This window comes from Pseudomonas sp. CFBP 5748 (assembly GCF_053850495.1).
This window is the reverse complement of record NZ_JBSPTN010000001.1, coordinates 809028-823780: the sequence shown is the minus strand read 5'-3', so window position 1 is coordinate 823780 and position 14753 is coordinate 809028. Positions and strand designations below refer to the sequence as shown.

11 protein-coding genes are annotated in these 14753 nt (G+C 61.7%); 10 read left to right on the top strand and 1 reads right to left on the bottom strand.

Annotated elements, in window-relative coordinates:
• Positions 1-35: 35 nt before the first annotated feature.
• Complete coding sequence (locus ACWNZ1_RS03745; RefSeq protein WP_238346722.1) at positions 36-1097, bottom strand: hypothetical protein; 1062 nt, start codon at positions 1095-1097, stop codon at positions 36-38.
• Positions 1098-1424: 327 nt separating this feature from the next.
• On the opposite strand from ACWNZ1_RS03745, the gene ACWNZ1_RS03740 reads away from it, so the two are divergent.
• The 10 genes from ACWNZ1_RS03740 (at position 1425) to ACWNZ1_RS03695 (ending at position 14495) form a co-directional block, all read left to right on the top strand.
• A complete protein-coding gene (locus ACWNZ1_RS03740; RefSeq protein WP_256452561.1) occupies positions 1425-2303 on the top strand; it encodes an esterase/lipase family protein in 879 nt (292 codons plus the stop codon).
• Positions 2304-2398: 95 nt separating this feature from the next.
• Positions 2399-2680 (top strand): peptidylprolyl isomerase, encoded by a 282-nt coding sequence (locus ACWNZ1_RS03735; RefSeq protein ID WP_016774509.1) that lies wholly within the window; start codon positions 2399-2401, stop codon positions 2678-2680.
• A gap of 129 nt (positions 2681-2809) precedes the next feature.
• Positions 2810-4678: an extracellular solute-binding protein gene (locus ACWNZ1_RS03730; protein ID WP_456027356.1), complete on the top strand. Its 1869-nt coding sequence runs from the start codon at positions 2810-2812 to the stop codon at positions 4676-4678.
• Positions 4678-5739 (top strand): microcin C ABC transporter permease YejB, encoded by a 1062-nt coding sequence (locus ACWNZ1_RS03725; RefSeq protein ID WP_135844739.1) that lies wholly within the window; start codon positions 4678-4680, stop codon positions 5737-5739. Before ACWNZ1_RS03730 ends, ACWNZ1_RS03725 begins: the two co-directional genes overlap by 1 nt.
• On the top strand, positions 5739-6761 hold the full coding sequence (locus ACWNZ1_RS03720; RefSeq protein WP_256452560.1) for an ABC transporter permease: 1023 nt from the start codon (positions 5739-5741) through the stop codon (positions 6759-6761). Before ACWNZ1_RS03725 ends, ACWNZ1_RS03720 begins: the two co-directional genes overlap by 1 nt.
• A 14-nt stretch (positions 6762-6775) precedes the next feature.
• Entirely contained in the window at positions 6776-8356 is a 1581-nt protein-coding gene (locus tag ACWNZ1_RS03715; RefSeq protein ID WP_256452559.1) for an ABC transporter ATP-binding protein, read from the top strand.
• A gap of 135 nt (positions 8357-8491) precedes the next feature.
• A complete protein-coding gene (locus ACWNZ1_RS03710) occupies positions 8492-9907 on the top strand; it encodes a sigma-54 interaction domain-containing protein (RefSeq protein ID WP_135844736.1) in 1416 nt (471 codons plus the stop codon).
• Between the two features lie 299 nt (positions 9908-10206).
• The gene (locus tag ACWNZ1_RS03705) at positions 10207-11598 is read left to right on the top strand and encodes a GntP family permease (protein WP_265072897.1); all 1392 of its coding nucleotides are present in this window, start codon (positions 10207-10209) and stop codon (positions 11596-11598) included.
• A gap of 7 nt (positions 11599-11605) precedes the next feature.
• Entirely contained in the window at positions 11606-12382 is a 777-nt protein-coding gene (locus ACWNZ1_RS03700) for a 3-hydroxybutyrate dehydrogenase (RefSeq protein WP_135844734.1), read from the top strand.
• A 157-nt stretch (positions 12383-12539) separates the two neighbouring features.
• Positions 12540-14495 carry an acetoacetate--CoA ligase gene (locus tag ACWNZ1_RS03695; RefSeq protein ID WP_456027355.1) on the top strand — a complete coding sequence of 652 codons (1956 nt, stop codon included), beginning with the start codon at positions 12540-12542 and terminating at the stop codon, positions 14493-14495.
• Positions 14496-14753: the final 258 nt, after the last annotated feature.

Genomic DNA, 14753 nt, shown 5'->3' with positions numbered 1-14753 from the left:
CCCCCACAAGAGCCCTCCCCTGGGAGGGCCTTCACTCAGCCTGGCACCTTGGAACGCACCTGGACCGTCACCCAGCTGGATTGCTGGCTGACGTCATCCAGGCGCTCAACCTGATAGAACAGCCGCACCGCGCGGCCGCGCTGGTCCTGCCAATACGCCGCTGGCACGACAAAAGTGACTCGCTGACCTGCCATGGCCTCGGTGATTTCCCGCTCCTCGACATGGGCGTAGTTGCCGTTGCACTGCAGCCAGACCACCTCCCCGGCCTCGAGCCCGGCACCCTCGATGACGACCGTCACCCCATTGTGCAGATCATCGATGTCCAACCTCCCCTCGTCCAATCCCAGAAGCCGGGGCGCCTTCAGCGCAGGGCGCACCAGAGGGCCAATGTGCAACGACAAGGGCTCGCCACGGCGCACTGAATGTCCGCGCCTGACGACATAAGCCAGACTCAGGCTATGGCCGATATGGGGCGCTATTTGCGCATGATCGATCCAGAACGACAGCTCACGGCCGACCGCGTGGGCCTCGATGTCCAGCACGTCACGCCACAGGGCCTTGGCATCCCTGCTGGCCGTCAGGATCAGCCGATCGCCGACAGCCATCCTGGAATAAGGCCGAATGGTCAAACAGGTCCCCTCTGGCACCCGCCCCGGATCAAGGCTTGCGCCCACCGCATCGTCGGCAACGGCGGCCAGCAGAAGCAGTGGCGCATCACCGATCTCCAGTTGCAGGGGCTCCGAAACCAGCGTGGCCGGTAATTGTTTGCCGGTCACCCGGTAGGAGATTTCCAGCGAGCCGCCATCAAGCTCGGCGATATGAGGTTCACGCACGACGAAAACGACGTCCCGCCCCACCTGCCGCTCTGTCACGAACCTGCGTACTTCATTCTGATAGGGCTGGGCGTCCGAGTTGAGCCCGTGCCAAAACAGCACCAGTTCGTCCCCACACGCCATCAGTGGATAAGGCTTGACGGTGATGACGACTTTTCTCCAGGCGGGGTTGATCACCCCTCCCTTGGCAGCTGGAAGAGACGGTGCCGGTAGCGTCGCGGTTGAGGTGAACCGGGCTCGTTGGGTGGATCGGTAAGTGATCATGTATAGGCTCCAGTCCTTGGATTAACGGCACCGCTTTTACCTGACGGTGCCCGACACCCCATTAAAGCCCGACCGCTGTAAATCCACAGTCAGACAAGGCCACAACAGCAGTGGTCGCTTGCACTTGAAGCTGTAGCTGCAAACGCCAGGCGCTATCAGAAGTATCCCGACACCTTGCGCGCCGTCCGGCTGCTTATCCGATTATTCCCGCTTTTTTTATTCCGCTTTCAGTAAGTCACTGAGGTTTCTTCCTACACCACCCATCTCCGGGCTGCATTAGAGTGAGGTGGCAAATTCAACGTGAACCTCTTCGAAAAAGGTACGAACATGCAACGGAATGCAAATACTCAATATCCCATCCTGTTGGTCCATGGGTTGTTCGGGTTTGACAGGGTCGCAAGCTTCGAACTGTTCCACGGCATCAAACAGGCATTACGCGCCGCCGGTACCCGGGTGTTCATCCCGCATTTGTCGGCCACCCATTCCAACGAAGCCCGCGGCGAACAGTTGTTGGTTCAGATGGATCGGGTCCTGAGCGGAACCGGCGCTGCCAAGGTCAACCTGATCGGCCACAGCCAAGGCGCACTCGCCGCTCGCTACGCCGCGGCACTGGCACCCGACAGGGCCGCCTCGGTGACTTCGGTCAGCGGCCCCAACCACGGTTCCGAACTGGCCGACTTCCTGCACAAGGCCCTGACCCCGGGACGCCTGCCGGAGCATGTGGCGAGCAAAGTGGCCACGCTGTTCGCCGACTTCATCTCGCTGCTAAGCGGCCAGGCACGGCTCCCCCAGACGGCCATTGCAGCGCTGGCCGCACTCACCACGGAAGGCGTCGGTGCGTTCAATGACAAATACCCCCAAGGCCTGCCAAAGAACTGGGGAAGCAGCGGTCCGGGCATCGTCAACGGTGTGCGCTACTACTCATGGAGCGGCACGTTGCCAGAGGCGCCGGGCGAAGGATTCAATGCGATGCCCCCCTCCCATGCCTTCTGCCGGGCGTTTTCCAAGTATTTCATTACCGAAGCCGGGCAGAACGACGGCCTGGTCGGGCGTTTCAGCTCGCACCTGGGCAAAGTCATTCGCTCCGACTATCCCATGGATCACATGCAGGCGATTCATCCAGGGACCGATAACGTACGCAAGGGTACCGACCCGGTAGCGCTTTATCTGCACCACGCCGAGCGCTTGCGCAAAGCCGGCCTTTGATCGCCAGGTTCAAGGTTTTGACGCAATTTTGACAACAACCCGTCAATGAATCCGGTAGGCTCATCACCTTTAAAAATATTGAAAGGAATTTCCCCATGGCCAAAGCCACTGCCCGCCACATCTTGGTTTCCAGCGAAGACAAGTGCAACGAACTCAAGGCCCAGATCGAAGCCGGCGCCGATTTCGCCGAAGTCGCCAAGGCCAACTCCTCGTGCCCGTCCAGCCGTCAAGGCGGCGACCTGGGTTCGTTCGGTCCAGGCCAGATGGTCAAGGAGTTTGACACCGTGGTGTTCAGCGCCCCGATCAATGTGGTCCAAGGTCCGGTCAAGACCCAGTTCGGCTACCACCTGCTGGAAGTGACCAGCCGCCAGGACTGATCCCGTTTTTTCGACATGACGGCCCGCCTTTCGGTGGGCCGTTGTGTTTGCGTCATGCGAAGGGCTGGCGATCCGTACGCCGCTCGCGTACAAATCGTGGTCATCGATCACCCGGCTTTAAGGCTGACAATGCGACTGGCGTTCCCTTCTCTGCTATTCACTGCCGTGGCCCTGCTGACAGGCGCCACCGGTGTGGATGCCGCACCGCAACATGCCCTCACCGTGTATGGCGAACCGGCTAAATATGCCGAGGGCTTCGGCCACTTCGCCTACACCAATCCACAGGCCCCCAAAGGTGGGACCATGCGCCGCTCGGCCATCGAGATCGGCCATTTCGACCATGTGCTGCCGTATATCGACAAAGGCATCGGCGTCAGCCAGATCGACGGGATGCTGTATTCGCCCCTCGCCCTGCGCTCGCTGGATGAGCCCTACACCGTCTATGGTCTGGTGGCAGAGAAGATGGAACGCGCCGACGATGGCCTGTCCCTGCGCTTCTACCTGAACCCCAAGGCCCGCTTCGCCGATGGCAAACCCATCACCGCCCAGGACGTGCGCTACAGCTTCGAGCTGCTGATGACCCAGGGCAGCCTGCGCTACCGCACTCAGTTCGCGGCCGTCAAAGGTGTCGAGGTGGAATCCGAGCGCACTGTTCGCTTCGACTTCAAGAACAACGAAAGCCGTACCCTGCCCCTGGACATTGCCACCCTGCCGGTCTTTCCCGAGCACTGGTGGAAAACCCGCGACTTTGCCAATGGAGGCGGCTACGAGGCGCCTTTGGGTAGCGGTCCCTATCGGGTGGGCAAGATCGACTCCGGACGCAGCATCACCTTTGAACGCAATGCCAACTGGTGGGGCAAGGACCTGCCGGTCAGCCGCGGCCTCTACAATTTCGACCATTTCAGCATCGAGTACTTCGGCGACACCGATGTGGCCCGACAGGTCCTGCGCGGCGGCGCCTACGACTACAATCGCGAATTTTCCGCCACTGCGTATTCCATCGGCTATGACAGCCCCGCCCTGCGCGACGGTCGCCTGCAAAAGGCCCACCTGGCCACCGAGGCGCCCCAGACCGCCCAGGGCTTCGTGTTCAACCTGCAGAAGCCGCAGTTCCAGGATCGCCGTGTACGCCAGGCCCTGGCCATGCTCTGGGATTTCGAATGGAGCAATCGCCAGATGATGCGCAACCTCTATGTGCGTCAGCAGAGTTACTTTTCCAACACCGACCTCGCCGCCCGACAACTGCCCGATGCCGGCGAACGGGCGATCCTCGAGCCGTTGCGCGGGCAGATACCCGACGAAGTCTTCACCCAGGTGTTCGAAGCGCCGAAAACCGACGGCAGCGGCGTGATCCGCGACAAACAACTGCAAGCCCTGGCACTGCTGGAACAGGCCGGCTGGAAACCCGACGGCGACCGCCTGGTCAACGCCGAGGGCGAACCGCTGAGCTTCACCTTCCTGAACAGCCAGAATGGCATCGAGCGCCTGCTGCTGCCCTATAAACGAACCCTGGCGCAGATCGGCATCGACATGAGCATCCGGCGCATCGACGCCTCCCAGTACGTCAATCGCCTGATGAGCCGTGACTACGACATGATCATCACCGGTTACCCGGTCAGCACTTCACCGGGCATGGAACTCTACAATTACTTCGGTTCGGCGGCCGCCAACGACCCGGGCGCCAACAATTACATGGCCCTGAAGGACCCGGCGGTGGATGCCCTGATCGACGGGCTGGTCAAGGCCACCACCAAAAGCGACATGCTCCGCCACGCCCACGCCCTGGACCGGGTGCTGCAATGGAACTACTACTGGATCCCCAACTATTACCCGCCGGGCAGCTCGACCGTATGGTGGAACCGCTTCGGCATTCCGAAGGTACAGGCCAGCAACGATGAAGCCATCGAAAGCTGGTGGGAGATGAGCACCACACCGCTGACCAACGAGCAGATGACCGCCGAACGCCTCAAACGTGGCTCACCCGGAGGGCAGCATTGATGTGGGCTTATATCGCGCGACGCCTGCTGCTGATCATCCCGACACTGCTGATCATCCTGCTGGTGAACTTCGTCATCGTGCAGGCCGCACCAGGCGGGCCGGTGGAACAGGCCATCGCCCACCTGCAAGGCATTGGCGGCGGCGCCACCGTTGGCAGTTCGGGCAACGCCATGACCGGCAGCTCCCGGGCCAGCCGCGGCCTCGATCCACAGCTGATCAAGGACATCGAAAAACAGTACGGCTTCGACAAACCGGCCCACGAGCGTTTGTGGCTGATGCTCAGCAGCTACGCCCGGCTGGACTTCGGCAAGAGCTTCTTCCGTGGCGCCACGGTCACCGACCTGATCCTGGAAAAAATGCCGGTGACCATTTCCCTCGGGCTCTGGGCCACGCTGATCACCTACCTGGTGTCGATTCCCCTGGGTATTCGCAAGGCCGTGCGTCACGGTTCCGCGTTCGATGTGTGGAGCAGCACGGCGATCATCATTGGCTATGCGATGCCGGCGTTCCTCTTTGCGATGTTCCTGATCGTGGTGTTCGCCGGCGGCACGTCGCTGAACTGGTTTCCGGTGCGCGGGCTGGTGTCGGATAACTTCGAGTCGCTGTCGACCCTGGGCAAGATCGCCGACTACTTCTGGCACCTGGTGCTGCCGGTGACCTCACTGGTGATCGGCGGCTTCGCCACCCTGACGATCCTGACCAAGAACTCGTTCCTCAATGAAATCACCCGACAATATGTGGTCACGGCGCGGGCCAAAGGCATGAGCGAACGCCGGGTGCTGTATGGCCACGTGTTCCGCAATGCGATGCTGCTGGTGGTCTCAGGCATTCCCCAGGCGTTCATCAGCGTGTTTTTTGCCGGGTCCTTGCTGATCGAGGTGATCTTCTCCCTCGATGGCCTGGGCCGCATGAGCTACGAGGCTGCTGTATCGCGGGACTACCCGGTGGTGTTCGGCTCGCTGTTCATCTTCACGCTGTTCGGCCTGCTCATCAAACTCATCGGCGACCTCTGCTACACCCTGGTGGACCCACGCATCGACTTCGCTGCGAGGAACGCCTGATGTTCAAGTTTTCACCCTTGGGCCGCCGACGCTTCGAACGTTTCAAGAAAAACCGCCGGGGCTGGTGGTCGCTGTGGCTATTCATCGGCCTGTTCATCCTGACGCTGGGCGGTGAGTTGATCGCCAATGACAAACCGCTGGTGGTGAGCTACCAGGGCTCGCTGTATTTCCCGGTGTTCAAACGCCATACCGAGCAGGAATTTGGCGGACAGTTGCCGTTCCAGGCCGACTACCGCAGCAGCTACGTGCAGAACCTGATCCACAAGGACGGCGGCTGGCTGTTGTTTCCGCCCATCCCGTTCAGCGACGACACGCCCAATTACGACCTTAGCCAACCGGCCCCGAGCCCGCCCTCATCAGTGAACTGGCTGGGCACTGATGACCAGGCCCGGGACGTGCTGGCCCGGGTGATTTTCGGCGCGCGGGTGTCGATCCTGTTCGCCTTGGCCCTGACCGCCATCAGCGCGCTGATCGGCATCGCCGCCGGGGCATTGCAGGGTTATTACGGCGGCTGGGTGGACCTGTTGGGACAACGCTTGCTGGAAGTCTGGTCGGGGTTGCCGGTGCTCTACCTGCTGATCATCCTGTCCGGTTTCGTCGAGCCGAATTTCTGGTGGCTGCTGGGGATCATGGCGCTGTTTTCCTGGCTGGCCCTGGTGGACGTGGTCCGCGCCGAATTCCTGCGCGGGCGCAACCTCGAATACGTGAAAGCCGCCAGGGCCCTGGGCCTGACTGACCGCAAGGTGATCGTGCGGCATATCCTGCCCAACGCGATGAACGCCACCCTGAGCTACCTGCCCTTCATCCTCACCGGGGCGATTTCCACCCTCACGGCCCTGGACTTCCTCGGCTTCGGCATGCCGGCCGGCAGCGCCTCCCTGGGCGAACTGATCGCCCAGGGCAAGCAGAACCTGCAAGCGCCATGGCTGGGGCTGACGGCGTTCTTCACCCTGGCGCTGATTCTTTCCCTGCTGGTATTTATCGGCGAGGCGTTGCGAGACGCGTTCGACCCACGATCATGAAGCGGAATCTTGAGATGAGCGACAACCTGATCGAAATCCGCGACCTGAGCGTGGCCTTCAACGACAACACGGTAGTGCGCAACCTGTGCCTGGACATCCGTCCCGGCGAATGCCTGGCCCTGGTCGGCGAGTCCGGCTCCGGCAAATCGGTGACCGCCCACTCGATCCTGCAATTGCTGCCCGAAACAGAAGCCCGCACCATCGGCAGCATTCGCTATCGCGGCCAAGAGCTGGTGGGCGCCGATACCACGGCCCTGCGGGAGATACGCGGCAACCGGATCGCGATGATCTTCCAGGAACCGATGACGTCGCTGAACCCGCTGCACAGCGTCGAAAAGCAGATTGGCGAAACGCTGATGCTGCACAAGGGCCTGGGGGGCAAAGCCGCGCGCCAGCGCATTCTGGAACTGCTGGCCCTGGTTGGCATTCAGAACCCTGTCGAGCGACTCAAGGCCTATCCCCATCAACTGTCCGGCGGTCAACGGCAGCGGGTCATCATCGCCATGGCCCTGGCCTGCGAGCCGGAACTGTTGATTGCCGATGAACCGACCACCGCATTGGACGTGACCGTGCAGCGCAAGATTCTGCTGCTGCTCAAGTCGCTGCAGCAACGGCTTGGCATGTCCATGTTATTGATCAGCCACGACCTGAACCTGGTGCGCAGCATCGCGCAGCGGGTGTGCGTGATGAAAGATGGGGAAATCGTCGAGCAGGCGCCTTGCGAAACCCTCTTCAGCGCACCGGAACACCCCTACAGCTGCGAGCTGCTGCACGCCGAACCGGAAGGCGAAGCCCTGCCCCGGGACGACCGGGAAGAGGTGTTGCAGGTGCAGGACCTGCGCGTCAGTTTCCCCCTCGGTGGCGGCCTGTTCCGGCGCAAGGAATACTTGCGCGCCGTGGACGGCATCAGCCTGTCCATCCAGCGCGGCAAAACCTTGGGCATCGTCGGCGAATCCGGCTCCGGCAAGTCCACGCTAGGCCAGGCGATCCTGCGCCTGATCGAGTCCGAAGGCAGCATTCGCTTCCAGGGCCAGGCCCTCGATCAACTGTCGCAAAAAGCCTTGCGGCCGTGGCGCAAGCAGATGCAGGTGGTGTTCCAGGACCCGTTCGGCAGCCTCAGCCCACGGATGTCGGTGCAGCAGATCATCAGCGAAGGCCTTGAGGTCCACCAGCCCTCCAGCCCGCAAGAGTGTGAAGCCCGGGTGATCCAGGCCCTCAAGGAAGTCGGCCTCGACCCGCTGACCCGCCATCGCTACCCCCACGAATTCTCTGGAGGCCAACGCCAACGCATCGCCATTGCCCGGGCCCTGGTACTCAAGCCTGCCTTGATCCTGTTGGACGAGCCGACCTCGGCCCTGGACCGTACCGTGCAAAAGCAAGTAGTCGCCCTGCTCCGCCAGCTCCAGGAGAAGTACGACTTGACCTACCTGTTCATCAGCCATGACCTGGCAGTGATCCGCGCCCTGGCCCACGACATGATCGTGATCAAGGACGGTAAAGTGATCGAGCAAGGCGCCAGCCATGATGTGTTCGATTCACCTCAACATCCTTATACCAAGGAGCTGTTGGCGGCGGCGCATACGGGGTGGGCATAATGCAATGACACCGAGTCGCCGCCATCGCGAGCAAGCTCGCTCCCACATTTGATCTTCAGCGCGACACAGACCAATGTGAGAGCGAGCTTGCTCGCGATGGCGGCCTGACAGGCAATACACAATTCGGATTCGACCATGAACTCCACCGAAAGCCTCAAGGATTACAAGCGCGTACGCACGCTGGCGATCCGTTCGTTGTTCGAGATCATCGAGCAGTCCAGCGAAGGCACGGTGATTGTCGACCGTGACGCGAACATCGTCTGGATGAACGAACGCTACGCCCGGCGCTTCGGCCTGAACTCGGCACAGGAAGCCATCGGCCGGGCCTGCGAGAGTGTGATCCCCGGCAGCCTGCTGCGTGAAGTGGTGCGTACCGGGCGGCCGATTCTGCTGGACATGCAGGACACGCCCAAGGAGCCGCTGGTGGTGATGCGCCTGCCGATCCACGACAGCGCGGGCGCGGTGATCGGCGCCATCGGCTTTGCCTTGTTCGATGAGTTGCGCAGCCTGTCGCCAATGCTCAAGCGCTACCTGAGCATGCAGGAAGAACTGGCGTCCACCCGTTCGCTGCTGCGGGCGCGGCAGACCAAGTACAACTTCGCCCATTTCATCGGCACCAGCAGCGCCGGCCTGGAGGTCAAGCGCCGTGCCCGGCGCAGCGCCAGCGCCGATTCACCGGTGCTGCTGCTCGGCGAGACCGGCACCGGCAAGGAGTTGCTGGCCCAGGCGATCCACAGTGCGTCACCACGAGCACACAAGGCCTTCGTCAGCATCAACAGCGCGGCGATCCCTGAATCCTTGCTGGAAGCCGAGTTCTTCGGCACCGCCCCAGGGGCCTTCACCGGCGCCGACCGCAAGGGCCGCGCCGGCAAATTGCAGATCGCCCAAGGCGGTACGTTGTTCCTGGACGAGATTGGCGACATGCCGTTGCCGCTGCAAAGCAAACTGCTGCGGGTGCTCCAGGAAAAGGAATACGAACCGGTGGGCTCCAACGAGGTGCTGCAAAGCGATGTGCGGGTGATCGCCGCCACCTCCATGGACTTGGAGGCTGCGATCAAGCGCGGCGAGTTCCGCGCCGACCTGTATTACCGCCTCAATGTGTTGCCGATCCAGGTTCCGCCGCTGCGCGAACGCCTGGATGACTTGCCGGCCCTGAGCGAGGCGATCCTCGAAGAACTGCGCAGCCAGCACGAATTGAACCGCGATGCACTGGACCTGTTGGGTCAACATGCCTGGCCGGGCAACATCCGGGAATTGCGCAATGTATTGGAACGGGCCGCGCTGCTCAGCGACAAGCTGCTGCTCACCGCTGCCGACATCCGCGCCGCCATCGGCACTTTCACACCGGTTACCCGCTCGGCCAGCCCAAGCCTGGAGCCGCTGGCGCACGAAACCTTCAGCCAGGCCCGGGCGCGATTCGACCGGCACCTGATCGAAACCACCCTCGCGCAATGCGGGGGCAAGGTGGTTGAAGCGGCTGAGCGGCTGGGGCTCGGCAGGTCGACTTTGTATAAGAAGATGGTGGCGCTGGGGATTGCAGAGTCTCAATAATGAGACTCATATCTCCATAAATAGACAATTCTTTTGGGGCGCTTTGCGCTCATCGCGAGCAAGCTCGCTCCTACATGGGACGGTGTTCTCCTGACGTACGCGGACAACTGTGGGAGCGAGCTTGCGCGCGATGAGGCCAGCCCACTCCATAAAAATCTCCAAACAGAGACAAAACTCTCGACCCTCTTACACCAAAATCAATAATCCCCTTATATTTCAATCAATTACACACCTGGCACAAAACTCGCTAAAGCCCTCCCACCGCTTCACCACAACAATAACAATCCAGGAGACACACCATGAGTGTGATCATTGCCTTGGCGGCCCTCGCGCTGCTGATGGTCGCCGCCTACCGTGGCTACAGCGTTATCCTCTTTGCCCCCATCGCCGCCCTCGGCGCCGTCCTGCTCACCGACCCTTCCGCCGTCGCCCCTGCGTTCACCGGGGTGTTCATGGAGAAAATGGTCGGTTTCATCAAACTGTATTTCCCGGTGTTCCTGCTGGGGGCGGTGTTCGGCAAGCTGATCGAGCTGTCGGGCTTCTCCCGCTCCATCGTCGCGGCGGCGATTCGCTTGCTGGGCACACGCCAGGCCATGCTGGTGATCGTACTGGTCTGCGCCTTGCTGACCTATGGTGGCGTGTCGTTGTTCGTCGTGGTGTTCGCGGTGTACCCGTTCGCCGCCGAGATGTTCCGCCAGAGCAACATTCCCAAGCGCCTGATCCCGGCCACCATTGCCCTCGGCGCGTTCTCGTTCACCATGGACGCCCTGCCCGGCACGCCGCAGATCCAGAACATCATCCCCAGCACCTTCTTCAACACCACCGCCTGGGCCGCGCCATGGCTGGGTGTGATCGGCACAATCTTCGTGTTCAGTTTCGGCATGCTGTTCCTGCAACGCCAGCGCAACAAGGCCCAGCGCGTGGGCGAAGGCTACGGCACCGAACTGCGCAACGAGCCGGAGACCGCCGAAGACATCACGCTGCCCAATCCATGGCTCGCCGTTTCGCCGCTGCTGGCGGTGGGGATCATGAACCTGCTGTTCACCCAGTGGATTCCCCAGTGGTATGGCAAGACCCACAGCCTGGCACTGCCGGGCATGGCAACGCCGGTGACCAGCGACATCGCCAAGCTCACCGCGATCTGGGCCGTGCAGGCCGCGTTGCTGGTGGGCATCATCATGGTCCTGCTGTTCGGCTTCCGTGCCATCCGCAGCAAGCTGGCCGAAGGCAGCAAGAGCGCAGTGGGCGGTGCCTTGCTGGCAGCAATGAATACCGCTTCGGAATACGGTTTTGGTGCGGTGATCGCATCCTTGCCAGGCTTCCTGGTACTGGCCGACTGGCTCAAGAACATTCCCAACCCGCTGGTCAACGAAGCTGTGACCGTGACCCTGCTGGCGGGCATCACCGGCTCTGCGTCGGGCGGCATGAGCATCGCCCTGGCGGCGATGTCCGAAACCTTCATCAGCGCCGCCCACGCCGCCAATATTCCACTGGAGGTGCTGCACCGGGTGGCCGCCATGGCCAGCGGCGGCATGGACACGCTGCCCCACAACGGTGCGGTGATCACCTTGCTGGCGGTGACCGGGCTGACCCACCGGGAAGCCTACAAAGATATTTTCTGTATTACGCTGATCAAGACCCTCGCGGTTTTCGTGGTGATCGGTGTGTTCTACGCCACTGGCATTGTGTGAGGCTCCTATGACAACCCCTCTTTCGGGCAAGACTGCCCTGGTCACCGGCTCTACCAGCGGCATCGGACTGGGCATCGCCCTGAGCCTGGCCAAGGCCGGCGCCAATTTGATCCTCAATGGTTTTGGCGATGCCTCGGCGGTGATCGCCGAGGTGCAACAGTTCGGCGGCAAGGTCGGCCATCATCCGGCCGATGTCAGCGACCCGGCGCAGATCGCCGACATGCTCGCCTACGCTGAGCGCGAGTTCGGCGGCGTGGACATTCTGGTCAACAATGCCGGGATCCAGCACGTGGCGGCCGTGGAAGATTTTCCAGTGGAGCGCTGGGACTCGATCATTGCCATCAACCTGTCCTCGGTGTTCCACGCCACCCGCCTGAGCCTGCCGGGCATGCGCGCCAAGGCTTGGGGGCGGATTATCAACGTCGCCTCGGTGCACGGCCAGGTCGGCTCGGTGGGCAAGGCGGCGTACGTCGCGGCCAAGCATGGGGTGATCGGCCTGACCAAAGTAGTCGGCCTGGAAACCGCCACCAGCAACGTGACCTGCAATGCCATCTGCCCCGGCTGGGTGCTGACGCCGCTGGTGCAAAAACAGATCGACGACCGCGTCCAGGCAGGCGTCGATCCACAACAGGCACAGCATGATCTGCTGGCCGAGAAGCAACCGTCCCTGGCATTCGTCACCCCGCCGCAACTGGGGGAACTGGTGCTGTTCCTGTGCAGTGAAGCCGGCAGCCAGGTGCGCGGCGCGGCGTGGAATATTGATGGTGGGTGGTTGGCCCAATAAGCTCCTGCGAACCACTGTGGGAACAAGGCTTGCCCGCAAGGAAGGCGATGCGGTCTTTCAGAATCGAGGCGCCTGTTTTGCGAGCAAGCTTTGCTCCCACACAAGATTGAGCCGCTCTATAGTTTGTATGTGTGCATAAAAAAATAAGAGGCACCCCATGTCCGACATCCTCTGGCAACCCAACCCCGAACGCATCGCCCAGTCGCGCATGAACGCCTTTCGCCAGTTCGTCAACGCGCGGCATCATCTGCAACTGAACGACTACCCTGCCCTGCACGCCTGGAGCATCGACCAGCGCGAAGATTTCTGGCAGGCCATCGTCGATTTCTTCGAGATTCGCTTTCACCAAGCCCCCGACGCGGTATTGGTGGAGGGTTCGCAAATGCCCAGTGCCCGGTGGTTCCCTGGCGCCACGCTGAACTTCGCCGAACACCTGCTGCGCCGCCGCGATGACGCCGTCGCCGTGGTGGCGCTCGACGAAAACGGCGGTGAGGAGCAACTGACCTGGAGCGAACTCGCCGCCCATGTCGCTGGCCTGCAAAGAAGCCTGCAAGCCGCCGGCGTCACCCCCGGCGACCGGGTAGCCGCCTGCATGCCCAATACCTGGCAGACATTGGTGGGCATGCTCGCCACCACCAGCCTCGGCGCGATCTGGTCCTGTTCGTCGCCGGATTTCGGCACCCAGGGCGTCATCGATCGCTTCGGCCAGATCGAACCGAAAGTGCTGATCACCTGCGCCGGTTATCGTTACGCCGGCAAGGTCATCGACCAGCGGCCCAAGGTCAACGAAATCCTCGAGCGACTGCCGTCGTTGCAGCAGTTGATCGTGCTGCCCTATGCCCAGCCAGATGCACGCATCGACGACTTCAAGACCCAGGCCAACGTCGCGTTGTGGGGGGCGTTTTACCAAAGCGCTGGCCAGCCGCAATTCACCAGCGTGCCCTTCGATCATCCGCTGTACATTCTCTATTCCAGCGGCACCACCGGCGTGCCGAAGTGCATCGTCCACGGCACCGGTGGCGTGTTGCTGCAACACGTCAAGGAACATGGCCTGCACGTCGATCTAGGCCCCGATGATCGGCTGTTCTACTACACCACCTGTGGCTGGATGATGTGGAACTGGCTGGTGTCGGCCCTCGCCGTCGGCAGTGCGGTGGTGCTCTATGACGGCTCACCCTTCCATCCCGGCCCCGAGCGCCTGCTGGACCTGATCGACCAGCAGCGCATCAGCGTATTCGGCACCAGCCCCAAGTTCCTGGCCTCACTGGAGAGCCAAGGCTTCAAGCCTGGGCAAACCCACGACCTGGGCAGCCTGAAAACCATCCTGTCCACCGGTTCGGCGCTGGCGCCTCACAGCTACGATTTCGTGTACCGCGACTTCAAGCCCGACGTCTGCCTGGCCTCGATGTCCGGCGGCACCGACATTGTGTCGTGCTTCGTCAACGGCAACCCGCTGTCACCGGTGCGTCGAGGCGAGATGCAAGGCAAGAGCCTGGGCATGGCGGTGCAGGTCTGGAACGAGGCCGGCCAAGCGGTCATCGGCGAGAAAGGCGAACTGGTGTGCACTCGGCATTTTCCGGCCATGCCCATTGGTTTGTGGAACGACCCGCGGCAGGAGAAACTTCGTGCGTCCTACTTCAACCAATTCCCTGGCGTATGGGCCCAGGGTGACTACGCCGAAGAACTGCCCCACGGCGGCGTGTTGATCCATGGACGCTCCGACGCCGTGCTCAACCCCGGCGGTGTACGCATTGGTACGGCGGAGATCTATCGGCAGGTGGAAAAGGTCGAGCAAGTGCTGGACAGCGTCGCCATCGGCCAGCAATGGCAGGGGGACGTGCGGGTGGTGCTGTTTGTGCGCCTGCGGGACGGCGTGCGATTGGATGAGACCTTGGAGCAGCAGATCCGCCAAGTCATCCGGGCCAATACCACGCCAAGGCATGTGCCGGCGAAAATTGTGGCGGTGACGGACATTCCCCGGACTATCAGCGGCAAAGTCGTCGAGTTGGCAGTACGCAATGTGGTGCATGGGCAGGCGGTCAAGAACACCGATGCACTGGCCAATCCCGAAGCACTGGAGCAATTTCGCGATCGCCCTGAACTGACGACCTGAGTTCGTTGGCCCGGCGTTGCGATCGCACATACACACTCATTAATACCGCCTCAAATCGTGCGCGAGCGAATATCACCGCGCACTTAAAAACGCATAAAATTGTTTCAACTTGTACCGCAGGAATATTTTAATGATGGCGCAATGTAAATACCCGGAGGAAATATAGTTCACCCGCCAGACACACCCACATAAAAAAACAACCCCTTTGGAAAAGCAAGGCACCCGCTGAACGCTTGACACCTTCACAGGATGACAAGC